Below are 23,591 nucleotides of genomic sequence, written 5' to 3'. Positions count from 1 at the left end.
CGAGTAGTAAGGCTTCAACTTCAGTCGCTGAATAGATACATCGCGGTCACGTAGCGTTAATTTTAAAGGAAACATACTTTTTAGAAAGAAAAACTTATGTTTTATTACTCTGTTATCAAAATTAGTTGTAACTTTGCACCATCTTTCGAGAAAAGATAATAGATTGTTATAAAACAAAAACGTCTTATGGTTAAATCGTTAGTATCGTTTTCAGGATGGCTGGCAAAGAATGCTACAGCCTTTGTGATTGGTATCGCTGTGTTTACTTTCTTTTTCCCCCACATCTTTGATTGGGTGCGTGGCAACACGCAGACGGTCATTCTGGGTATTATTATGCTGACCATGGGACTGACCCTGACCACCGATGACTTTCGCATTTTGGCCCGTCGGCCTCTCGATATCTTCATAGGTGCCTGTGCCCAGTTCATCATCATGCCGGGTGTGGCTTGGACGCTGGTACACGTGTTTCATCTTGAGCCAGCCCTGGCTTTGGGCATTCTGTTGGTGGGTTGCTGCCCCGGTGGCGTGTCGAGCAATGTGATGTCATATCTGTGTCATGGCGATGTGGCTTTCTCGGTGGGTATGTCGTGTGCCTCCACTTTAGTAGCGCCAGTGATGACTCCTCTGCTCATGCAGTTTCTTGGCGGACAGATTATCGCCATCGACACCATTGGCATGTTTGAGAATATTATCATTGTGACGATCATACCTGTAGCCGTAGGATGCGCGTTGAACTACTTCTTCAGTCGCCGCAGCTTCTTCCCCACACTGCAAGGGCTGATGCCCGGACTGAGTGTCACGTGTCTGGCTATCATTGTCGGTGGTGTGATCTCCGCCGTTCATGACGATCTTGTGGCGCGTGGCTTTGTGCTGTTCATCTGGACCTTTGCTGTGGTGTTCTGTCATAATTCGCTGGGCTATCTTTTGGGATGGTTCGCCGGACGCTTGGCAGGCTTCAACGTGGCCAAGAAGCGCACGATTTCCATCGAGGTGGGTATGCAGAATGCCGGACTGGCTACCGTGCTGGCTTCCAACTTCTTTGCCGCTCAGCCGCTTACGCTCCTGCCTTGTGCCATCAGTTGTGCCTGGCACAGTATCTCCGGTACGATTCTGGCAGGACTCTATCTGCGTTGGGATTTGCGCCATCCGGCTGCAGTCCAGGCTGCCGAGGCCGAGCGCGCTGCTCAGATTTCCGGGTCTGTGAGCACTGAGGCCGTTGAGCCTGAGGCTGTCACGACGAAGTAGGCGTAGACATGTCGTTTGACACTCTTTGGAACAATATATGAGTGTCTTCTCCGTTACTAAGGTAATGAAGAAGACACTCTTGTTTTTTATGATATTATGGTTGGTCACCTCCTGTGGTGCTGACCTCAATCTCCGTCGGGGCGAGAAATATCTGGCTCTTGGCGAATACTACGATGCAGCCAACGAGTTTCGGCAAGCCTATCAAAAGACTCCTGCCAAGGAGCGGGCCAAGCGCGGACAGATAGCGCGCAAGATGGCGATGTGCTACGACAAGAGCCTGCAGTCGGCACGGGCACTGGCGGCATGGCGCAATGCCATACGCTATCAGCAGGCTGATACGGTGGACCGCCTGGCCTTTGCACAGACGCTGATGAAAAATGGCAATTACCGGGAAGCCGAAGAGCAGTTTCAGCTCGTGCTGGACTCACTGCCCCACGACAAGCTGGCGCGTGACGGACTCTTTGCAGCCCGCAAGGCTCCCGACATCAAACAGCTGGGTAGCCGCTATACGGTCAAGCGCATGGAGGTGTTCAACTCCCGCCGGGCCGACTACTGTCCCATGCTCTTTGGCGACAAGTATGACCAGCTCTACTTCACCTCCACCCGCAACGAGGCCCAGGGCGATGAGCTCAGCGGCATCACAGGCACCAAGCCTGGTGATCTCTTCTTTTCTCAGAAGGACGACAAAGGCAAGTGGTCGAAGCCTGAGGATGTCAGCGGCGGCGTAAACACAGCCTATGATGAGGGTGCCTGTTGCTTTTCTGCTGATGGCCGTGAGATGTTTCTCACGCAGTGCGTCACAGATCCTTCTTATCCCCGCTATGCTCAGATCGTGAAGTCAAGTCGTTCCGACGCGGCTTGGGGCAAGGCCGCAGAGGTGAAGCTCACTGGCGACACGCTGTCGAGTTATGCCCATCCGGCTATCTCGCCCGACGGCGAATGGCTCTATTTTGCGAGTGACATGCCGGGAGGAAAAGGCGGTCTCGACATTTGGCGCGTACGCATCACACCGGCAGGATACGGTGGCGTGGAGAACCTCGGCGAGCCTGTCAACACCCCTGGCGACGAGGCTTTCCCGACATTCCGTCCCAATGGCGACCTTTATTTCTCCAGCAATGGTCATCCCGGTCTTGGCGGTCTTGACATCTTCATCGCCAAGGTGGGCAAGGACGGACGTTATCATCTATCCCATCCCGGCTATCCGCTCAATTCCCAAGGCGATGACTTCGGCATGACCTTCGAGGGTCCTTACAACCGTGGATTCTTCTCCAGCAACCGTGGCGACGCACGTGGCTGGGATCATATCTACTCGTTTGTCAACCCGGAGATCATGCAGACGGTCAAGGGGTGGGTCTACGAGATGGACGGCTATGAGCTTCCTGCCGCCCAAGTCTATATCATTGGCGATGATGGGACCAATGAGAAGATGAGTGTGCACAGCGACGGATCGTTCACCAAGGTGTTGGATCCCGGTGTCAGCTATCTCTTTCTTGCCACTTGCAAAGGCTATCTCAACCATCAGGAACAAGTCAAGGCACTGGTCAATCCAAAGGAAAGCCGAGACACAACCTTGCAGTTCGCCTTGGCAAACATCTCTGCGCCGACACTCATCGACAACATCTTTTACGATTTCGACAAGGCTACGCTGCGCGACTCGTCCAAGACGGCTCTTGATAAACTGGTGGCTCTGCTCAACGAAAATCCCCATGTGACCATCGAGCTCAGTGCCCACTGTGACTACAAGGGTTCTGCGGAGTACAATAAACGTCTGTCGCAGCGACGTGCGGAAGCCGTGGTGGCCTATCTCATCGCCCATGGCATCGCTGCAGACCGACTCACGCCGGTGGGCTATGGCAAGGAGCGCCCAAAGAAGATCAAGAAGAAATTGACTGAGAAATATCAGTGGTTGAAAGAGGGCGACGTGCTCACGGAAGATTTCATCAAAGCACTAAAGGACAAGAAAAAAGAGGAGATATGCAACCAGCTCAACCGTCGTACCGAGTTCTCCGTACTCCGTACGACTTATGATCTCTTCGACAAGAACGGGAAACTCAAGGAGACGCCTAAGCCCAAAAAGACTGAGGACAAGCAGGACGACGGTGGCGTGTACTTCGACCTGCAGTAGTATATGAGTGAAAAATCATTCTGCTGTTATGTCGGAATCGTGAAGGAGGGACAAAGTTTCAATTGAAATGTAGGTTGAAGGTTTTGTCTTGTAAACTGACAATTATCGGGCTCTGAGAATCGATTCTTTGAAATCAAGGTGCCCTTCGGCTCAATTTTGAGCAAAATGAGCGCTTTTTATAACTTGTTGATGTATAGTAAGTTATAGAGAATCAACTTTTCGTATTTTATAAAACATATGGTTTTACCCAAAATTCTCTAGAGAATTTCGTGTAAAACCACCGTTCTGACTTGATGAAATCAGTGATTTGAAAGGCAGAAACAATAAGTTTGATGCGGTCATCTCACTGGTTTGTGCGTGAAAGAGTAGTTTTTTAGTGGGTTAACTCCTTTTTTCAGTGTTTTTACCTTTCTAGAATGCAAGTTCAAGTCGACAGCTTTTTGTTTAGAAAAGTGATAGTGCCCTCATCGCGTTTTATCGTGCAGTCTCCTTGCTGCTGCGTTTACTTCTGTGGTAGCTGCGGTATTCGTCGAGTGGAATCTCCACTTCGGGCTCCACGAGTGCGCCTTGTTGGGGCAGATGGAAGCGCAGGTAACGGATGTTCAGTCCTCGTTCCATCCACATCTTCTCATAGTAAGTCTGTATGGTGAGCAGTGGCGTGCCCACGAGCGCAGCGGGTGTAGCGTGGTAGAGATCCTCTGTGCACATTTCCACGGGCAGTTGGTTTTTCTCCACCATCAGCCGCGTGTAGGTGAAGAGAAAGTTGGAGTCGGTCTTCAGATGCACCAGTCCACCGTCGACGAGAAAGCGGCGGTAGCGTTCCATGAAATAGGTGGAGGTGAGTCGCTTGCGTGGATTTTTCATCTGAGGGTCAGAGAATGTCAGCCAAATCTCCTGCACCTCATCCTCTGCAAAGAAGCGGTCGATGATCTCAATGCTCGTGCGCAGGAAAGCCACATTGGTCATCCCGTCCTCCAAAGCCAGTTTGGCACCCGTCCACATGCGTGCGCCCTTGATGTCCACACCGATGAAGTTGACGTCGGGGAAGAGTTTTCCCAATCCCACGGTATACTCTCCCTTGCCGCAGCCCAGCTCCAGCACGATGGGATTGTCGTTGTGGAAATACTGCTCCCGCCAATGACCTTTCATGTCGAAGGGCACATTGTCGATGACGGAGAATGGATACTCGAAGACGTTGCTCATCGTCTTCATCTCTGCAAACTTGGCTAACTTACCTTTTCCCATATATTTCTTTTTGTAGTGCAAAGGTAGTGTAAACGAGTGGAATATCAAAGAAAAACACTTTTTTCTTTGTGTTCCCGATTGCAGCCAACCTTATTTTGAAGTAGGGTGAATCAAATGAATGGCATAGCAACAGAGTAGACGAAATCTTACTCTATTCTATTTAATTTCTTTTATTATGATGTAATAAAAATAGCCGGACCCCCGAAGGCTCCGGCTATTATATATAAAGAAAAGAGGTGTAGACTTCCTTACTTACTCGATGACAACGGTAGTCCAGCCGTGCTTGTCCTCTACGGTGCCGTACTGAATACCGCGCAGCGTGTTGTAGAGCTTGGTAGACCAGGGGCCCGGCTTGTCGCCGAAGACATATTTCTTGCCTGTGTCGAGGTCGTCGAGCTCAGAGATCGGTGAGATCACGGCTGCTGTACCGCAGGCTCCGGCTTCCTCAAAGGTAGGCAACTCTTCCTCGGGAACCGGGCGACGCTCAACCTTTAAGCCCAGATCCTCAGCAATCTGCATCAGACTCTTGTTGGTGATAGATGGCAGGATGGACGTGCTCTTCGGTGTGATGTAGGTGCCGTTCTTGATACCAAAGAAGTTGGCGGCGCCGCACTCGTCGACGTATTTCTTCTCCTTGGCGTCGAGATAAAACTCACTGCCATAGCCTTTGCCGGCAGCGTACATGTGGGCACGCAGGGAAGCGGCGTAGTTGCCACCGACTTTGTAACGGCCTGTGCCTAAAGGAGCGGCACGGTCGTAGTCGCGGACGATTGCGTATTTGTTGCAGACGAAGCCGCCCTTGAAGTAAGGACCCACCGGTGTGACGAAGATCATGAACAGATACTCCTTGGAGGGATGCACGCCCACCTGTGCGCTCGTACCGATGAGCAGCGGACGGATATAGAGCGTGGCACCGCTCTCATAGGTGGGGATATATTCTTGATTGAGGCGTACGACCTTCTTGACCATCTCTTCAAACAGTTCTGTCGGCACCTTTGGCATGACGATACCCTCGCAGGTGCTCTGCAAGCGCTCAGCGTTATCCTTGACGCGGAAGATGCGTACCTTGCCGTCGGGGCAGCGATAAGCTTTCAGGCCCTCGAAAGCCTCCTGACCATAGTGGAGGCAGGTGGCGGCCATGTGAAGCTTCAGGAATTCGTCGGAGCAGACCTCTATCTCGCCCCACTTACCATCACGATAGTAACAACGAACATTGTAGTCTGTCTTCATGTAACCAAATGACAGATTACCCCAATCTAAATCTTTCATACACAATACGTTTTAAATTGCTTTCTTATAATCTGCTGCAAAATTACACATAATAGTTGTAATCTGCAACTTTCTAATCTTGTTTTTTGAACAGATCGCGAAAAATTATGCATTAGGTGCATCTTTCGCTTCCTCTTGTATCTTTTGTATCTCAGCGTCGGTCTTGGTGAGCCGGTCGCGGCAGAGCTTGAGCAACTGTTGCGCGCGCTTCAAGGCCTCAGGCATCTCGTCGATGTCCAACTCGTTGTTTTCCAGTTTTTCTACGATGTCTTCCAGTTGTCGGATGGCATCCTCATATTTAATTGCTTTCATGATCGATGTGTGATGGTTTTACGGATGTGTTTTGATGTGATTTCACGATAGAGGTAACAGAGCCTTTGGCGAAGCGTGTCTCGACGGTGTCGCCCTCTTTGAGGGTGGAGGCATCGCGGATGGCTTTGCCATGAAGAGTTGTCAGGCTATAACCGCGTTGCAGGATGATCTGCGGATCCACGGCTTTCAGCCTCAGATTGTATTGTTCGAGCCGGTGCTTTTCTGTGTTGAGTTTCTGCGTAATGGCAGGCTGTGTGCGCCCTTGTAGCAACTCCAGACGGTAGCGGGCCTGAGAGATCTGTTGCCGCATGAGCGAAAGCATCTGCTGTTCCAACCGGTCGATGACCGCCCCCTGACGGGTTTTGACAAGGGAAAACAGCATTGGGATGCGATGGGTGAGGTGGTCGAGACGGTGGTGCTCTTGCTGCATACGCGTGTTGACATACGTCACGGTGCGTTGCCCGAGCATTTGCAAGTGGCTGTCGGCCGCCGCTAAGTGGTCGATGAGAAAGGCTGCTGCTGCTGTCGGTGTCTTCACTCGTTGGAACGAGATCATGTCGAGGATGCTCTCGTCGCGCTCGTGTCCGATGCCCGTGATGATGGGCAGGGGGAAGTTGGCCACGTTTTCGGCGAGTGCCAGCGTGTCGAAGCCGCTCATGTCGGCAGTGGCGCCACCACCACGGATGAGCACTACGGCATCGAAATCGTCGGCCCGGTCAAAGATGTCATTCAGTGCATGGATGACACTGCTCTCGACTTGCTCACCCTGCATGATGGCTGGGAAGAGCGTGTAGGAAAAGTAGAAACCATAGTCGTTGTTGTCGAGTTGATTGCAGAAATCACCGTATCCGGCAGCCTGTTCACTCGAGATGACAGCGATGTGTTGGGCGAAAAGAGGGAGCTGCAACTGCCGTTGCAGGTCGAAGACTCCTTCCTCCTTGAGCTGTCGGATGATTTCTTGTCGCTTACGGGCCATGTCGCCCATCGTGTAAGTGGGGTCGATGTCCTGAACAATCCATGAGAAACCGTAAGCCTCGTGGAAATTGGCTGTGACCAGCAACAGCACTTTCATGCCAGCATGGAGCGTTTGCCCTGTGACCTGCTCAAAGCGCGGTTTGAGTCTCATCCATACACTGTGCCAGCATTTCGCCGAGGCGCGTGCCACCGGTGTGGCAGATAACTCGTCTTTCTGCACCAGTTCCATGTAACAGTGGCCACGCACTTCACGTGCCTCAGACACTTCGGCTTCGACCCAATAAGGTCTGTCGAGCGTAGCCGCGATGACACCTCTGACGAGATTGTTGAGTTCGTATAGGGTTAAGGCTTTCATTGTCGGGGCATGGGTATGGTTGTGCGTTGGCTTTCCAAGATCTGGTTAAAGTCCGGAATGCCGTAGCCGAAGATGTTGTCGGGATGGCTGTAGCGGTTGCCGGCTTTCTTGACCATATCGATAATCTCGTAGGCGGTCTTGTCGGGCATGGCTTGCCACAGACACGCCACCATGCCGCAGAGGATGGGCGAGGCAAACGATGTGCCGTTGGCATGGATGATCTTTCCGGCTCCGCTGACTACTGTAGCTCCCACGCCAAGAGCCGCCACGTCGGGTTTCACGCGTCCGTCGATAGAAGGTCCGAGTGAGGAGAAGAGCGCGTTGACACTGTCGTCGGAGAGTGCTGCCACGGAGAGAATGTCAAAAGCGTCGGCGGGACAGCCGATGCGCTTCCAGAACTTCATGCCCTCGTTGCCCGCGCTGCACACGAGCACCATGCCCCGGCCGGCCAGTGTGGAAGCAGTGCGGGAGATGAGTTGCGTCTTTCCGTCCTGGTCGCGATAGCGGATGCTTGTGTTTTCGTCGTCAAAGATGGTGTAGCCCAGCGATGAGTTGATGATGTCGGCACCCACGGAATCAGCGTATTCCGCTGCCTGCGCCCAGTAGTCTTCCTCCACGAGCTGCTCGCTGCGTCCGTCCTCACTGCGCAGCAGCAAGTAAGATGCGTCGGGAGCCGTGCCGATGAATACACTGTCGACATTGGAAGCCATGGTGGAGAGCACCATTGTGCCGTGGCTCAGCAGATGGTATACGTTGTCGTCGTAAGGCCACACACAGTCGTGCTGCCCGACGATGTTGAAGTGATAATGGCGTGCGAGTTTGTCGGCATTCATATATCCGCCGTCGATGACTGCGATGAGCATGCCCTTGCCCCGAAAGCCAGCCTGATGGATCTTGCGGCCGTTGAGCATGTCGAGCTGGATAGCTCCGCGGCCATAGAAGTCGCCGGAAGGCTTTTTCCCGAGCGCATCTTTGTCGATGTCGTCGGGAAGCATCACGGTCGTGGAGTCGGGAGCCTTGAATACACGAATGGAACTCTTGACATAGGGTAGGGCGCGCAGACGGGCCATGATAGTGGTGTCCTTGGTGCGGACGAGTACAGTGTTGTTCCATTTGCTGCCGCCGATGACTTGTGCGCCTTCGTTTCTGAGCCCGTTGAGATAGACAGCCGACAGGGGCAGGTCGAGCGAGTCGACGGATATGTGTTGGCGCTCACGGCGGAGAAGAGCCTTTTGGGAAAGATACTTCTCGGGATGGTCAAGCGTGCCGGGCGAACCTTTCTTGTCAGTTAAAGAGAGACGGTAGATATAGAATTTGCCACCAGGATATGCAATGCGCCCCTTTGCCGCAAAAGCACCGAGGTTTTGCAGTAAAAAGAAGACAATGATGGCTACGACGTTGCGCATAAACTAAAAAACTATTGTTTAGAATTGCAAAAGTACGTGGAAAAAGGCAAAACTCCAAATATTTTTCGTACTTTTGCAAATATATGGAAGCAGATAATAAGAAAGAGACCTTGGCCTTGGGCACTAAGCCCGTAGGGCATTTGTTGTTGCAGTATGCTTTGCCGGCAATGGTGGCAATGACGGCAGCTTCGCTCTACAACATCATCGACCGTGTGTTTATCGGTCAGGTGGTGGGTCCGATGGCTATCTCCGGTCTTGCCATCACCTTTCCCTTTATGAACCTTGGCGCCGCTTTCGGTGCAGCAGTAGGTGTCGGTTCGTCTACTTCTATATCGGTGAAGCTTGGACAACGTGATTATCAGACGGCAGAACAGCTTCTTGGCAACACGGTGACACTCAACCTTATTATAGGTGTAGCCTTCTCCGTGGTCAGCCTTATCTTCCTCGATCCCATTCTTCGCTTCTTTGGCGCAAGCGACCATACACTCCCGTATGCGCGTGCTTTCATGCAGATCATCTTGTTGGGCAACGTTGTCTCACACATGTATTTCGGTATGAATTCCGTGTTGCGTGCGGCGAGCAAGCCACGCAAAGCCATGATGGCGACCATCATGTCAGTAGGCTTGAATATTGTTTTTGACTTCATCTTCATCTATTGGTGGCGTTGGGGCATACGGGGAGCAGCCTTGGGAACTGTTGTCGCCCAAAGCATCGCGCTGACGTGGCAGATGAAGTTCTTTGCCGACAAACGTCAGTTGCTCCATCTCAAGCGGGGCATCTATCGTTTGAAGGGAAGTCTGGTGAAGCTGATTCTCAGTATTGGCGTTTCGCCTTTCTTGATGAATGCCACTGCCTGCGTCATTGTCATCTTCATGAATAATCAGCTTGTGCGCTATGGCGGAGACCTGTCCGTCGGCTCCTATGGCATCGCCAATGCGTTGAGCATGGTGTTCATGATGTTTGTCATGGGACTGAATCAGGGCATGCAGCCAATAGCAGGCTATAACTATGGCAGTCAGCAGTTCGACCGTCTGCGTCGTGTAGTAGACATCTCCATTATGGCTGGCGTGTGTATCATGACGGTGGGCTGGCTGGTAGCAATGTTTCTGCCGCATGCTGTGGCACGTTTGTTCACGAGCGATCCGCAGTTGATCAAGATGTCAGTGAAGGCCATCCGGCTGAACATGCTGGTATTCCCTGTCGTGGGAGCGCAAATGGTGATCACGACATTCTTCCAATGTATAGGAAAAGTACAACTAAGCATATTCCTTTCTCTTTCCCGACAACTGATCTTTCTCTTGCCTTTGCTGCTGGTATTACCGCTGTTCTTCGGAATTGACGGTGTTTGGTATGCCTTACCGGCTTCGGACTTTATTGCGGCAGTGATGGCGGGTGTGACCATGATTTGGTTTGTCAGAAAATCTAATATGTAAAACAACTGACTCGACATGGAGGACAAGAAGATAATCATTAACATTGGCCGGCAGATAGGTTCCGGTGGCCGGATCATCGCCCGGCAGTTGGCAGAACAGTTCGGCTGTAAGTTTTACGACAAGGAACTTCTCAACTTGGCTGCCAAGGAAAGTGGATTCTGTGAGAAGTTCTTCGAGCAGAACGATGAGCACAAAGGTTTCCTTCGTTCTCTCTTTCATATCCACGGTTCACTCTTTGGCGAGAGTCCTTATTACAAAAATGAGTTCTCGCAGGAAAGCCTCTATCAGTTTCAAAGCGATGCCATCCGCAAGGCTGCCCAAGAAAGCAGTTGTGTTTTCGTAGGACGCACTGCCGACTATGTGCTTCGGGATATGAAAAACACGGTGAGCATTTTCATCTCCGCCAATATCGACCAGCGGCTGCAGCGGGTCTGCAAACGGCATGGTCTCGACAGGGCAAACGGACGGAAATATATCCACAAGCATGAGGAGGAGCGCGCATCCTATTACAATTACTATACTGGCAAGACGTGGGGAGCAGCGGAAAGCTACGACTTGTGTATCAACTCCAGCGTGCTGGGACTGGAAGGAACATTGGACTTCATCACTCAGTTCATCCGTAAGCGCTTTGACTTGCAGCAACATGAGATTCACTCTGAAATAAAACCTTGACACAGACAATCTATGAAGAGAATAGCGATCATCAGTGATACACATGGCTTTTGGGACGAGAAGTATGTCACCTATATGGCAGATTGTGATGAGATCTGGCATGCAGGTGACATCGGCAGCCTGTCGCTGGCCAACGCTTTCGAGGATTTGCGCCCGCGCTTTCGGGCAGTCTATGGAAACATTGATGATGTGGATGTTCGTGCCCGCTATCCCGAGATCCTGCGATTTAAATGTGAGGAGGTCGATGTGCTGATGAAGCATATTGGCGGTTATCCCGGTCATTACGATCCCTCGGTGAGAGACATGATTAGACGCAATCCACCAAAGCTCTTCGTTGACGGTCACTCTCATATACTGAGAATCATGCCTGATAAGAAACTTGACCTCCTTCACATCAATCCTGGTGCCGCAGGAATGTCGGGATGGCAACTGGAACGGACCATCGTCAGACTGACGATTGACGGGAACGATTTCCGTGATTGCGAAGTCGTGAAGTTGGGCACACGATAGACCCTCTTATATAATAAGGTGTAACATATATATAATAAGGTGTAGCATTCAAAGAATAGACAATATTTTAATAAGCATCATATGAAAACTTATCTTGTGACAGGAGCCGCTGGATTCATCGGCTCAAACTTCATCAAGTATCTGCTCCACAAAAAGTATGTGAACGATGACATCAAGGTGATTATCCTCGACGCATTGACCTATGCCGGAAACCTTGGTACCATCAAGGACGACATAGACAATGAACGTTGCTTCTTTGTCAAGGGTGACATCCGCGACCGTGAGTTGGCGGATAAACTGTTTGCTGAGAACGATATTGATTATGTTGTTAACTTTGCAGCTGAGAGCCATGTCGACCGTTCGATAGAGGATCCCCAGCTTTTCCTGAGCGTGAACATTCTCGGTACACAGAATTTGATGGATGCTGCACGGCGTGCATGGGTGACGGGTAAGGATGCACAAGGCTATCCCACTTGGAAGCCCGGCAAGCGTTATCACCAGGTTTCCACCGACGAGGTCTATGGAGCATTGGGCCAGACTGGCTATTTCACGGAGACCACGCCACTGTGCCCGCATAGCCCTTACTCTGCCAGTAAGGCGAGTGCCGACTTCTTTGTACAGGCTTATCGCGATACCTACCACATGCCGGTGAGCATCACACGTTGCTCCAACAACTATGGTCCGTACCATTTCCCCGAGAAGCTCATTCCGTTGATCATCAACAATATTCTGCATGGCAAGAAACTGCCTGTCTATGGCGAGGGACTCAATGTGCGTGACTGGCTTTACGTCGAAGACCACTGCAAGGCTATTGATCTGGTTGTGCGTGAGGGCAGAGCCGGTGAGGTTTATAATGTCGGAGGGCACAACGAGATGAAGAACATCGACATCGTGAAGCTTACCATCAAGACGATTCACGACATGATGGCTGCCGACAAGAACCTGCGCCAAGTGTTGAAGAAGCAGGTCAAGGATGCCAATGGTGACATTGATATCAGCTGGATCAACGACTCGCTCATCGAGCATGTCGCTGACCGTCTCGGTCATGACGCGCGTTACGCCATCGATCCGACAAAGATTAAGACCGAACTGGGATGGTATCCTGAGACGAAGTTTGCCGACGGTATTGTCAAGACGATCAAATGGAATCTCGAAAATCAGAAATGGATCGAGGAGGTCACTTCGGGTGACTACCAGAAATACTACGATATCATGTACGGAAAGGAGCGTCATGGACGCACTCTCTAATCGCTTAGCTGCTTTTCTGCGACTGATGCGCTCTTCGGCTCTGCTCATCGCGGATGGTGACAGAGCCAACATGGATGTACTGCTCACAATGCTTGGTGCTCTTGACAAAGATATCGTCGAGAGCTATTTCGGATTGAGAAATCAAGCCCCGCAAAGTGTGGAGCAGTTGGCCGCTAAGCATCATATCAGCGTTGAGCAGATGCAGCATATCATTGACACAGACCTGCGTCGCATCGCCATCTCTCCAGAGTGGCAGATGATGTGGCGCAAGTTGCCCGAGTTGGTGAAAAAGCGTGCTGAGGCTATGCGTCTATGATCAGCCTTAGCATTCGACACAGATCTCTCTTCTTAGACCATTAAATATTGGTTATTTAGTATTGGTCATTTAATATTGGCCATTTAGTTTTGGTCATTCAACATTCGTAATCGATCGTTCAACATTCGTAATTATGAAAAAGATATTGTTGTTGGGTTCCGGTGAGCTGGGCAAGGAGTTCACCATTGCTGCCAAGCGTGCAGGGCAGTATGTTATCGCTTGCGACAAGTACGACAATGCGCCGGCCATGCAGGTAGCCGATGAGCGTGAGGTGTTCTCCATGCTCGACGGTGATGCGCTCACGGCTGTGGTGGAGAAACATCATCCCGATCTCATCGTACCGGAGATTGAGGCTATCCGTACGGAGCGTCTTTTCGATTTCGAGAAGGAGGGCATACAGGTGGTGCCGTCGGCTCGCGCGGTCAACTATACGATGAACCGTCGGGCTATCCGCGACTTAGCCGCGAAGGAGCTGGGACTGCGCACGGCCAAGTATTTCTATGCCAAGACCTTCGATGAGTTCAAGCGTGCCGCAGACGAGATTGGCTTCCCTTGTGTTGTCAAGCCGCTGATGTCCTCGTCAGGTCACGGACAGAGCTATGTCCACAACGACGATGAGCTGAAAGAGGCTTTCCGTGATGCCATGGAGGAAGGACGTGGAGATGTGAAGGAAGTGATCATTGAGGAGTTCATTGACTTCCAGTCGGAGTTTACTTTGCTCACTGTTACACAGAAACACGGGCCTACTATCTTCTGCCCGCCTATTGGTCACGTACAGAAAGGCGGTGACTATCGCGAGAGCTGGATGCCCTACGCTATCAGTGATGAGGCCTTGAAGCAGGCACAACATATCGCTGCCGAGGTGACAAAGGCACTCACGGGTTACGGCATCTGGGGTGTGGAGTTTTTCCTCACCAAACAGGGCGAGGTGATCTTCTCGGAGCTGAGTCCCCGTCCGCATGATACGGGCATGGTGACACTGAGTCACTGCACCAACCTCAGCGAGTTTGAACTTCATTTCCGTGCTGTGATGGGACTGGATATCCCGGCTATCCATCTTGAGCACAGTGGTGCCTCGGCTGTGGTGCTTTCTCCCGTAGACAGCGACAAGCCGTTGGACTACAACCTGGAAGATGTGTGCCGTGAGGATCATGCCCGTGTGCGCATCTTCGGCAAGCCTGTGGCACATGTTGGCCGTCGCATGGGCGTCGTTGTCTGCTACGACAAGGTTGGCTGTGACATGGATGCCCTCCGTGACAAGACCAAGCGCCTGGCAAAGACCGTTCTTGGCACCGATCCGTATATGAAGAAGTAGCTTTTTGGCATGCCATCTACGCCTTCGCCTTGAAAAGGCGAAGCACAGGACGCCCCCTCGTTCAGGTTTTCCCCTCGTAAAGGGGTGCGCCTCGTTCTGTGCTTCGCCTTTTTAAGGCGAAGAGTTGTGGCTCATAGCCTTTCTCCGTTGCAGAGGGCAGCAGCCATGTTGTTGAGCATGGTGCATTGTAGGCGGGTGATGACCCTTTTGTCAGTATGATGTTCCCAGGGTGCTAACAGCAGCAGCTGGCCTCGGGCGCAGGCATCGAAGCGAGCTCCGCTAGGCTTGGCAAGAGCCGTGAAGCCGTTTTCCAGCAGGACGATCTCCGGATAGCCTTTCTCAAAGACTGTGCGCATCACGGCTTTCTCCCCGGGGGAGATGCAGGGAGACACCATCACCGCCCCTGCGGCACATTCCGTCAAGGCGCGCACTGTCACAGCCTGAATCTCCGTCTCGGAGAGACGGCGTGAACACTGTACCTGCAGCAACGGTTTGCGAAGGAGGAAAAGGTTCCCGATAGCTGAAAAGGTGACCCCTTTCTCCTGAATATTCCGCTGAACGCGGAAGTAGTCAGGGTAGGAGCGTTTTACCATCAGACGCCGGGGGTTGTCGGCAAGATAGTGTATCCATGTCTTCAGCTGTCCCTGGTGAAGGAGTACTTTGTCGTTGTAGCCATGTTCAAAGAGAATACCGTCACCACGCCGGTCACGCTTTTCCGTTGCCGGGGCTGTCACTGCCTTCTGTGGAACGATGCGGCGGTAGGCTTTGTTGCAACCTTGCACAAATCCCCGTATTACCATTCCAAGGTGGCAGGGAAGCGTCTCATGCACGAAGAGAATGAGATGAAGATGGTCGGGCATGATCTGATACCCACTAACCGTTAATTGTGGGTAGTACCTGGGTAATCCCGTTATCTGCTCCTTCACCGCCTCCCCTAACGTCGAGAGGACGATATGCGGATAGCTGGCCTCGCCGTAACACGAACGAATATCCCCCTCTATCTCTCCAAACAACTTCCGCCTGCCGGCGACGACGAGTGTAATCATATAGATAGTCCGTTCATGGTAATCCTTGCCTTTCATCCTTCGCTTCATCGAAGGTATTGTGGCATGGCGAAGTGTTGGCTTGTCAGAATTCAGGTCTGATGAATGTCTCTGTTCCATTTCTCTGTAACGCCATGGCTTAGTGTTTATTGTTTAATAATTCCCCTTAGGCCAAAATAAAACCGTGGGGCTGTCGTTATCAATACATGGATCAGTTAGGAAAAATCATTTCTCTGAAAAAGATAGTAGACCCACGCGGCAACCTCACTGTGGTGGAACAATGCAAGGACATTCCCTTCCAGGTTAGTCGTGTGTATTGGACTTACGACATTCCCACGGATGCAGGACGGGGTGGACATGCCCATATCCATTGTCGTGAACTCCTTGTCTCGGTCAGTGGTGCCTTCACCGTCACGTTGGACAACGGGCATGAGAAGAGGCAATATCTGCTGACCAAGCCTTATGAAGGTTTGCTCGTCGACAAGGGTATCTGGCGCACTCTGGAGAATTTCTCTTCTGGTGCTGTCTGCCTTGTTCTGGCCGAGGATTCTTTCGACGAGAGCGACTACATTCGTGATTATTCTTCCTTTCTAAAATTCATCTCATGTTCGAAATAAGAAGATATTCTGATCTTGACAAGAAGCAATGGGATCAATATGTCTCAAAAGCCAGGAATGCCACTTTCCTCTTTTATCGGGATTACATGGACTACCACCGCGACCGTTTTGCTGATTATTCCCTTATGTTCTATAAAGGACCACGTCTCTATGCGTTGTTGCCGGCACATATCAAAGACAATATCCTTTATTCCCATTTTGGACTGACTTACGGGGGACTCATCATGGATTATAATGTTACCATCACCGAGACGTGCCAACTGTTTGATGAGTTAAACAGATACCTCAAAGCTGCGGGGATCCGGGAGGTGTATTACAAGCCGATACCCTGGATTTACCATCTTCATCCTTCTGAAGAAGACCTTTACGCTATCTTTTGGAAATGTCATGCCCAGCTATATTCAAGAAATATTGGTACTACTATCTTTATGCAGCGGCATCAAAGATGGCGTAAAGACCATCGTAGGTTGCTCCGCAAAGCGCTTGACAATGGGGTTACGGTGGTCAAAGATGGTAGTTTGGAAGCGTTTTGGAAAATATTGGATGATAATCTGGCGGAGAGGTTCCATGCCAAGCCTGTGCACACGTTGTCAGAGATAGAACTTTTGAAGTCACGTTTTCCGGACCGTATCATACAGTACAATGCCTACAAAGATCATGAGATAATAGGTGGGTTGACCGTCTATCTGACTCAACAAGTGGTGCATGGGCAGTACAGCAGTACCAATCATGTGGGTAAGGAGTATGGAGCTATGGAAGCCATTTATAATCAGTTGATGTACCACGATTATCCAGACTATCCTTATTTGGACTTTGGCAGTTCCACGGAAGAGAACGGCAGTGTCATCAATGAAGGACTCATAGCCCACAAGGAAGGCTTTGGAGGTCGGGGCGTCTGTTACGATACCTATCATTGGTTGTTATAATGGAAATTCCTTACCTTTCCCTTCAGCGGGTCACAGAGCAGCATCGAGAAGATATAGAGACGGCTGTAAAAAAGGTCATCGAGAGCGGCTGGTATCTCCAAGGTGAGGCAACGCGACGATTCGAGAATGATTATGCCCGGTTTATTGGTACACAGTGTTGTGTGGGCTGCGGCAATGGACTCGATGCGCTGACGCTTATCTTTCGTGCTTATAAAGAATTAGGTAAGTTACGGGATGGCGATGAAGTCATCGTGCCGGCCAATACCTATATTGCTTCTATCCTCTCCGTCACGGAGAATGGCTTGAAGCCTGTGCTCGTGGAGCCACGGCTCGACACGCTTGAACTTGATGACAGTCAGCTTGAGACTCATCTTAGTGACCGCACGCGTGCCGTATTGCTGGTGCATCTCTATGGCCGTTGTGCCATGACGCAGCAAGTTGCCGACTTCTGTCATCGTCGTCATCTGCTACTCATCGAGGACAATGCGCAGGCTCATGGCTGTATGTATGGCGGTCGCCGTACGGGCTCTTTGGGGGATGCTGCTGCTCATAGCTTCTATCCTGGCAAGAATCTTGGAGCCTTGGGCGACGCAGGGGCTATTACCACAGACGATGCTTCTCTGGCTGATCTCTGCCGTGCTTTGGGCAATTACGGTTCTTCGCGCAAGTATGTCTTCCCCTATAAAGGCCGCAACAGTCGCATGGACGAGATACAGGCTGCTGTGCTCTCCGTGAAGTTGTGCTACTTGGATGCTGACAATCAGCGACGTAAGCAGATTGCCACTTATTATGCCCAGCATATTTCAAATCCAATGGTCACGCTTCCCGGCGCTGAGGCTTGGCTACGTGGAGATGTGAATCATGTCTTCCATATCTTCCCCGTGCTCAGTGTGTGTCGTAATGAGTTGCAAGAATATCTGAAACAAAAAGGTATCGGTACGATGATACATTATCCCATTCCGCCACATCGGCAGGGCTGCTATCCGGAATGGCATACACTCTCATTGCCCATTACGGAACGTATTCATCGTGAAGAACTAAGCATTCCGTGCAATCAGATGATGACGGATGAGGAAATCCGCTATGTGGTGGAGACCATCAATAGATTTAAGGAATAACAAACTTTGGTTTTTCTAAACGGTGACAGACAAAGATTATTTGCTTGAATTGCTTGTGTCGACCCAATCAACGCAATGGAAGCCAGGCATTTTTTCAAAATGCTTGGTATTGTGCGTGACGACAGTAAGATCGTATTGTCGAGCTGTAACTCCTATTAGTATGTCAAAATCACCAACAACAAATCCTTGCTTAGTTAGCGCAAGGCGTATATCAGCATAGTCACGAACCCATTCTTTTAGGGCAAGTACAGAAAATGTATTTTCGATCTCTGTGACTTCTTGGAGATGGCGTTGTACATCTTTGCTGTGTAATGCTCCGTAAGTTAATTCTGCAATCGAAATTTCTGAGGCAAAGATTTTGTTTGCAGGAGTGTCAGCTATGTGATCGGCTACACCGCCTCTGTGATGGAAGAATTCTATCCATGTATCTGTGTCTAGAATATAGCCATTCATATAGAGTTCTTATTAAAGATTACAAGATCTATTGTTGGGACGTTCTTCATTACGTCTTTTCATCATTTGGTAGTATTCCTCGCCTTCCTCTGTGTCAGACCAAGAACCAGCCAACTTCAGAAACTGAGCTTTGCGCTTCTCGGCATCGGTAGTATCGGTTGTCTTGTTTGGCATGACCAACTTGTTGGCCAACCATTCTTTATCGCTCTGAGAGAGTGACAACCCCTGAAGATAGTTCCACAGATTGTTCAATGCAAATGTTGTCATAAGCCGCATGTTTATTAGTTCATTGCAAAATTAAGAAATAAGATTGGAATTACAAATATAATTTGGCATAAAAAGATCTGTGCCCTGCAATTTCGCATTTACTGTATTTTTTTTCTGATGACTGCGTAGCTATGGTCTACTGTGGCATAAACTGATTTGCTGATGTACCAAGTCATCTGCTTTGCTATGCGGTTGACGAGTGGAGCAACTCGGTTTAGATCCTTTGAAGCGTGCTGGTCGTCTTTTATCAAATCAATGCCTTTCAATAGTTGCTGACCACAGCCTTTCGGTACCACTTGCTCAGCCGTCAGTCCCAACGCTGTCCAATCTATTTCGCGCTGCAAGGCTTGCATCTTTTGCAAGTCGGCGAGTGGGCAGTCCACTTTCTGACGCACGATAGGATAAGTAAACCCACCTGCACGGCGGTTTAATCCCGTTTTTGTGGCTTGTTGTGGATGCGCTACGGCGAAAGATTTACGGTGAGCATTGAGCTCCCTAAGCATGGCGTTGACGTCTTTGGAGATAATTGCTTTCATGGCAGTGGCAGAGAGCTGAGCACCGCACACCTTATTATATAGTGCTACAATCTTCGTCTTCTCGTCTGGCAACCATTGTGCCATCATGCCTCGTAGCGATCCTTCGACAGCCGTAGCAATAAAATTTGTGAGATGAAGCTTACTTTGTCGTTGCCATTTGCTGACAATCATCTCCTCTTGCGACCGGAATGCGCTCACAGCAGAGTCGGCATTGAGGCTGTCTGCCTTTGTGGTCTGCTCGACCATTTGGCAGTTCTCGGTTGCAGCGTGGAGGGACAGAACTGGAGAACTAAGCAGAATCCCTAAAGTAGAGAGTAAGGGGGCAACGTTCATTTCTATTGTATTTGGTTAAAAGAGAGCAGGAAGAAAGCTCTTCCTGCTCTGTATTCACTTAGCTCAGTACCAGCACGGTGACGCCACGGGCAGCCTGTGCGCCCATGACGAGAGCCTGCTCAATGTCGGCAGTCTTGGACGGTCCGCTGATAAACGTACCGAAGTTGTATCGCGGATCCATCTCGATGCGACGGTAAGCCTCGTGCATGTTGTTGACGATGTTTTGCTTGTCGAGGATGATGACGAGATATTCCGAGATGAAGCAGACTGCTTTCTCCTTCATCGTCTGTGGCACCCAGATGCAAGCGTTCTCGGCCACACCGAGTTGTCCTTCAACGACACCCACGTCGGTGCCGTTGAGATCCTGAGCCTCTGCCACGGTGTCGGGATTGCGCTGGGCGATGGAGATGTAAGGCAGGTTGCTTGCGAAGACCTTAGCATCAGGGTAGAGGTTGCGGATGATCTGATTGAGATCATCGGTCTTTCGAGCCTCCACAATGCGGCCACCTACTGTTTTTGTCATCTCGGCGAACTGCTGATAAGGGTCAGCATAGGTGATGCCGTGGAGATCGTCCATGGCAGGCATATCGTATTGCACCTTGGTGTTGGCGCGTAGTTTCTGGAGCAATTCTTCTTTTCTCATTGCTTGTCGTTACTTTGATAACTGTTATTCCGAGTCGTTTGACATCGTTGTCGATTATTACTAATCGCTTGACGTCGTTGGCTATTTCTTCTTTTTCTGTTGCTCTTTCCACCAGCTGTGGAACGACTGGTTGGCAAACTTAGGCTTAGCGTGTCCCAGTCCCCATGGATTGAGGTGGCTGTAGTGGGTGAGCATCTCCGGCACGAGGTTAGCCAGTGGCGACAACTTAAGCGCGTCAGTGTAGAGCGTTGGATGATCGAAGAGCAGTTCCATGCCTTCCGACATGAACTTCTTCAAGTGATCAGCCTTGTCAATGCCGTCAAGACTCTGGCGCCAGAGATAGATTTGTGAGCCGGGCTTCACTTCTGCCGGGCACACATTGTCGCAGCTCAGGCAGAGCGAGCAGGCCGATACATTATCGCTATATTGACGTGCATTAGCCAGCATACCCAAGTCAACACCGATTGGACCCGGAATGAAATAGGTGTAGCTTGCACCGGTAGAGCGGCGGTAGACAGGACACGTGTTCATGCAGGCACCGCAACGGATGCATTTCAGCGTCTCCCAATGCTCGGGATTGGCCAGTGCGTCGCTGCGCCAGTTGTCAAGAAGCACCACGTGCATCTCAGCACCGGGACGTGCCTGACGGAAGTGCGACGTGAAGCCGGTGGTCGGCTGTCCTGTGGCGCTGCGGCAGAGCAAACGTTGGAATACAGCCAGGCTCTCATAGTCGGGTACGAGTTTTTCAATACCCATCGTCACGATATGCAGCTTTGGCATAGACGTCGTCATGTCGGCATTGCCCTCATTGGTGCAGACGACGATGTCTCCCGTCTTTGCCACGCCAAAGTTGCAGCCGGTCAGGCCGGCACCAGCTTCCATAAACTCATGGCGCAGACTCTTGCGGGCGCAGTAGGTCAGATAGGTCGGATCGGTATTTCCTTTGTCTTTGGAAATGCCTTTAGCCTCAAAAGTCTCGGCCACCTCCTCTTTGGTGATGTGCATGGCCGGTACCACGATATGTGCCGGAGCACGGTGCATCAGTTGCAGGATACGTTCGCCGAGGTCGGTTTCCACCACGTCGATGCCGCGCTGTTCGAGATAAGCGTTGAGTCCGCACTCTTCGGTGAGCATCGACTTCGACTTCACCATTTTCGTCACCTTATGTGATTCGAGAATGCCATAGACCATCTCGTTGAGTTCGTTGGCGTCTTTGGCCCAATGGACGATGACGCCACGACTTTCGAGCTGACTGCTGAACTGCTCCAGATAGTCGGCCAGATGGGTGAGCGTGTGGCGTTTGATGGCTGAGGCGTGGTCGCGCAGGCTTTCCCATTCCGGCAGCCCCTTTGCCATCTTGTCGCGGCCTTGTCGCAACTGCCAGAAAGTAGCGTCGTGGTGATCGACCTTGTCGCGTTGCTTCAATATTTCGTGTGCTCGTTCTGAATGTATAGTACTCATAATGCTTAGATACCGTTAGCTAATATTTGTGCGACATGGATAAACTTGATTGGCTTCTTCTCCCGCCGTGCGATGCCTTCCATGTGCATCAGGCAGGAAGAGTCGGGACCGGTGATATACTCGGCACCTGTGGCCATGTGGCGCTCGATCTTGTTCTCACCCATGCGCACCGACACGTCGGGTTCCTCCACTGAGAACATACCGCCGAAGCCGCAGCACTCGTCTACGCGCTCCGGCTCTTTGATGGTGATGCCGTCTTTGAGTTGCAGCAGATCGATGATCTTGTTATATTTCGGGATGTTACGTTCTGACGGTGACGACAGTCCCAACTCGCGTACACCGTGGCAACTGTTGTGCACGCTGACCACATGAGGGAAGCTGCCGGGCAAGCTCTTCACCTTCACGATGTCGTGCAGAAACTCCACGATGTCCACGGTGTTCTTCGGCGTGACGCATTGATGGTCTTGCGGCAACAAGCGTGGATAGTTGACGCGCACAAAAGCAGCGCAGGAAGCTGACGGAGCAACCACATAGTCGAAGCCTGAAAACATCTCCTCGAAACTGTTGGCAAGGTGCTTGGCCATCGGCTCAAAACCGGCGTTAGCCATCGGCTGACCGCAACAGGTCTGACGCTCGGGATAAGTCACGTCCAGTCCGAGATGGCACAATAGCTTATATGTAGCCTTTCCTACCTCAGGGTACAGAGCGTCTACATAGCAGGGTATAAACAATCCTATTTTCATTTCTCACTTAATTCTAACCCTACAAAATTAATATAATTTTCCTAACTTACCATTGCTTTGCACAACTTTAACCATATTATTTTCGCAGGTTACTCTTCCGCGAATGTCGGCTTCCGTCAAAATAGTTTTTAATGGCGCAGTGGATATTCCCGCAGGAAGGCGTACTGGAGGCTCGTGGCATGTCGACATCCGTACTGATGAATCTTCTCTGACTTGTGAAAAGAACAGACAAAAGCTTGTCAGTCCGCAGCTCCATTCTAGAGACGTCACAAAGATGTGAATGAGAGAAAAACGGGATAAGAAAGGCAAAACAGAGGCATCTTTCCATCATCTCAGTTGTTTCTGTCGGTCATTTCGGTGATTTTTGCCGGTCATTTCGGTGAAGTTTGTCGATCTTTCAGTGAAGTTTGTCGATCATTTCAGTGGCTTTAGTCGTTCTTCTCATGTGTTTTGTAGACATCAGAAATCTCATGTCTCTGTATCTATCTGTTATCCAACAACTTAACAAAAGCCTTTGAAAACGCGAAAATTCAGCGAGCCCCACACCTTGTTGGCAAAGAACGCCAAAATAAGGCCTCTAAAATGTCAGTTTGTTCAACATATCCGTCTTTTGTCTATAACATCGCTATCCCTACCCAATAAAGCGCTTATCTCTCTCCTTATTATTATGTTTCTCTGTTACTCTGTCTGTTTAGTTCTTCTGTTACTTTGTCTTATCTACCTATAACAAGAAAAACGTCCTTATTATGTCTCCTCTGTTACTCTGTCTGTTTAGTTCTTCTGTTACTCTGTCTTATCTACCTATAACAAGAAAAACGTCCTTATTATGTCGCCTCTGTTACTCTGTCTGTTTAGTTCTTCTGTTACTCTGTCTTATCTACCTATAACAAGAAAAACGTCCTTATTATGGCCCAAGGGGGATTGTCCGTGGCGGACGGATGCCGCTGCCTAACCAAAGAACTTGATATGATAGCGTGCTAAAACTATTTTTTTTGCTTACCTTTGCGGTCATGGAACAAGAAAAG

23 protein-coding genes are annotated in these 23,591 nt (G+C 50.5%); 11 read left to right on the top strand and 12 right to left on the bottom strand.

What is annotated here, in order from left to right; translation table 11 throughout:
* Positions 1-186: 186 nt before the first annotated feature.
* Both NG346_RS02125 and porE read left to right on the top strand, forming a co-directional pair.
* Positions 187-1,245 (top strand): bile acid:sodium symporter family protein, encoded by a 1,059-nt coding sequence (locus NG346_RS02125; RefSeq protein ID WP_262288225.1) that lies wholly within the window; start codon positions 187-189, stop codon positions 1,243-1,245.
* 64 nt (positions 1,246-1,309) lie between these two features.
* Complete coding sequence (gene porE, locus NG346_RS02120; RefSeq protein ID WP_262288224.1) at positions 1,310-3,370, top strand: PorE family type IX secretion system protein; 2,061 nt, start codon at positions 1,310-1,312, stop codon at positions 3,368-3,370.
* Between the two features lie 474 nt (positions 3,371-3,844).
* On the opposite strand, the gene trmB is transcribed toward porE, so the two are convergent.
* The 5 genes from trmB to NG346_RS02095 all read right to left on the bottom strand — a co-directional run bounded on the left by trmB (position 3,845) and on the right by NG346_RS02095 (position 8,932).
* Entirely contained in the window at positions 3,845-4,615 is a 771-nt protein-coding gene (gene trmB / locus NG346_RS02115) for a tRNA (guanosine(46)-N7)-methyltransferase TrmB (protein WP_262288223.1), read from the bottom strand.
* A 252-nt stretch (positions 4,616-4,867) separates the two neighbouring features.
* Positions 4,868-5,884: a branched-chain amino acid aminotransferase gene (locus NG346_RS02110; protein ID WP_154532385.1), complete on the bottom strand. Its 1,017-nt coding sequence runs from the start codon at positions 5,882-5,884 to the stop codon at positions 4,868-4,870.
* 105 nt (positions 5,885-5,989) lie between these two features.
* Positions 5,990-6,196, bottom strand: a complete 207-nt coding sequence (xseB, locus tag NG346_RS02105; RefSeq protein WP_154532383.1) for an exodeoxyribonuclease VII small subunit — start codon at positions 6,194-6,196, stop codon at positions 5,990-5,992.
* Positions 6,183-7,526: an exodeoxyribonuclease VII large subunit gene (gene xseA / locus NG346_RS02100; protein ID WP_262288222.1), complete on the bottom strand. Its 1,344-nt coding sequence runs from the start codon at positions 7,524-7,526 to the stop codon at positions 6,183-6,185. Before xseA ends, xseB begins: the two co-directional genes overlap by 14 nt.
* Positions 7,523-8,932: a S8 family serine peptidase gene (locus tag NG346_RS02095; protein ID WP_262288221.1), complete on the bottom strand. Its 1,410-nt coding sequence runs from the start codon at positions 8,930-8,932 to the stop codon at positions 7,523-7,525. Before NG346_RS02095 ends, xseA begins: the two co-directional genes overlap by 4 nt.
* A gap of 83 nt (positions 8,933-9,015) precedes the next feature.
* Between NG346_RS02095 and NG346_RS02090 the strand changes: the two genes are divergently transcribed.
* The 6 genes from NG346_RS02090 to purT all read left to right on the top strand — a co-directional run bounded on the left by NG346_RS02090 (position 9,016) and on the right by purT (position 14,426).
* Positions 9,016-10,365: an MATE family efflux transporter gene (locus NG346_RS02090; RefSeq protein WP_262280694.1), complete on the top strand. Its 1,350-nt coding sequence runs from the start codon at positions 9,016-9,018 to the stop codon at positions 10,363-10,365.
* 15 nt (positions 10,366-10,380) lie between these two features.
* A complete protein-coding gene (locus NG346_RS02085; RefSeq protein WP_262288220.1) occupies positions 10,381-11,037 on the top strand; it encodes a cytidylate kinase-like family protein in 657 nt (218 codons plus the stop codon).
* 12 nt (positions 11,038-11,049) lie between these two features.
* The gene (locus tag NG346_RS02080) at positions 11,050-11,547 is read left to right on the top strand and encodes a metallophosphoesterase family protein (RefSeq protein WP_262288219.1); all 498 of its coding nucleotides are present in this window, start codon (positions 11,050-11,052) and stop codon (positions 11,545-11,547) included.
* 81 nt (positions 11,548-11,628) lie between these two features.
* A complete protein-coding gene (rfbB, locus tag NG346_RS02075; RefSeq protein WP_262280697.1) occupies positions 11,629-12,795 on the top strand; it encodes a dTDP-glucose 4,6-dehydratase in 1,167 nt (388 codons plus the stop codon).
* Positions 12,779-13,111, top strand: coding sequence for an RNA polymerase subunit sigma (locus NG346_RS02070; protein ID WP_262288218.1), 333 nt, complete (start codon positions 12,779-12,781; stop codon positions 13,109-13,111). The genes rfbB and NG346_RS02070 overlap by 17 nt, the downstream gene beginning before the upstream one ends.
* Before the next feature lie 133 nt (positions 13,112-13,244).
* Positions 13,245-14,426 (top strand): formate-dependent phosphoribosylglycinamide formyltransferase, encoded by a 1,182-nt coding sequence (purT, locus tag NG346_RS02065; protein WP_262280698.1) that lies wholly within the window; start codon positions 13,245-13,247, stop codon positions 14,424-14,426.
* Positions 14,427-14,557: 131 nt separating this feature from the next.
* Here the strand turns inward: purT and NG346_RS02060 are convergent, their stop codons facing one another.
* Positions 14,558-15,589 (bottom strand): hypothetical protein, encoded by a 1,032-nt coding sequence (locus NG346_RS02060; protein WP_262288217.1) that lies wholly within the window; start codon positions 15,587-15,589, stop codon positions 14,558-14,560.
* 86 nt (positions 15,590-15,675) lie between these two features.
* Between NG346_RS02060 and NG346_RS02055 the strand changes: the two genes are divergently transcribed.
* From NG346_RS02055 to NG346_RS02045, 3 genes are read left to right on the top strand one after another with little or no spacing between them, the layout of a single operon-like run.
* On the top strand, positions 15,676-16,086 hold the full coding sequence (locus NG346_RS02055; RefSeq protein WP_262288216.1) for a sugar 3,4-ketoisomerase: 411 nt from the start codon (positions 15,676-15,678) through the stop codon (positions 16,084-16,086).
* Entirely contained in the window at positions 16,074-17,012 is a 939-nt protein-coding gene (locus tag NG346_RS02050; protein WP_262288215.1) for a GNAT family N-acetyltransferase, read from the top strand. The genes NG346_RS02055 and NG346_RS02050 overlap by 13 nt, the downstream gene beginning before the upstream one ends.
* Positions 17,012-18,130 (top strand): DegT/DnrJ/EryC1/StrS family aminotransferase, encoded by a 1,119-nt coding sequence (locus tag NG346_RS02045; RefSeq protein WP_262288214.1) that lies wholly within the window; start codon positions 17,012-17,014, stop codon positions 18,128-18,130. Before NG346_RS02050 ends, NG346_RS02045 begins: the two co-directional genes overlap by 1 nt.
* Before the next feature lie 36 nt (positions 18,131-18,166).
* Here the strand turns inward: NG346_RS02045 and NG346_RS02040 are convergent, their stop codons facing one another.
* The 6 genes from NG346_RS02040 to NG346_RS02015 all read right to left on the bottom strand — a co-directional run bounded on the left by NG346_RS02040 (position 18,167) and on the right by NG346_RS02015 (position 22,566).
* Positions 18,167-18,583 (bottom strand): PIN domain-containing protein, encoded by a 417-nt coding sequence (locus NG346_RS02040; RefSeq protein WP_262288213.1) that lies wholly within the window; start codon positions 18,581-18,583, stop codon positions 18,167-18,169.
* A gap of 12 nt (positions 18,584-18,595) precedes the next feature.
* Positions 18,596-18,850, bottom strand: a complete 255-nt coding sequence (locus NG346_RS02035; protein WP_262280705.1) for a hypothetical protein — start codon at positions 18,848-18,850, stop codon at positions 18,596-18,598.
* Positions 18,851-18,948: 98 nt separating this feature from the next.
* Positions 18,949-19,632, bottom strand: a complete 684-nt coding sequence (locus NG346_RS02030; RefSeq protein WP_262288212.1) for a hypothetical protein — start codon at positions 19,630-19,632, stop codon at positions 18,949-18,951.
* A gap of 145 nt (positions 19,633-19,777) precedes the next feature.
* Positions 19,778-20,362: a LutC/YkgG family protein gene (locus NG346_RS02025; RefSeq protein ID WP_262288211.1), complete on the bottom strand. Its 585-nt coding sequence runs from the start codon at positions 20,360-20,362 to the stop codon at positions 19,778-19,780.
* Between the two features lie 81 nt (positions 20,363-20,443).
* On the bottom strand, positions 20,444-21,823 hold the full coding sequence (locus NG346_RS02020; protein ID WP_262288210.1) for a lactate utilization protein B: 1,380 nt from the start codon (positions 21,821-21,823) through the stop codon (positions 20,444-20,446).
* 5 nt (positions 21,824-21,828) lie between these two features.
* Positions 21,829-22,566, bottom strand: a complete 738-nt coding sequence (locus tag NG346_RS02015; RefSeq protein ID WP_262288209.1) for a (Fe-S)-binding protein — start codon at positions 22,564-22,566, stop codon at positions 21,829-21,831.
* Positions 22,567-23,591: the final 1,025 nt, after the last annotated feature.

The sequence above is a fragment of the Hallella absiana genome (assembly GCF_025457485.1).
Lineage (GTDB): Bacteria > Bacteroidota > Bacteroidia > Bacteroidales > Bacteroidaceae > Prevotella > Prevotella absiana.
The sequence above is the reverse complement of the archived record's forward strand: the minus strand, read 5'-3'. Positions and strand labels throughout refer to the sequence as shown.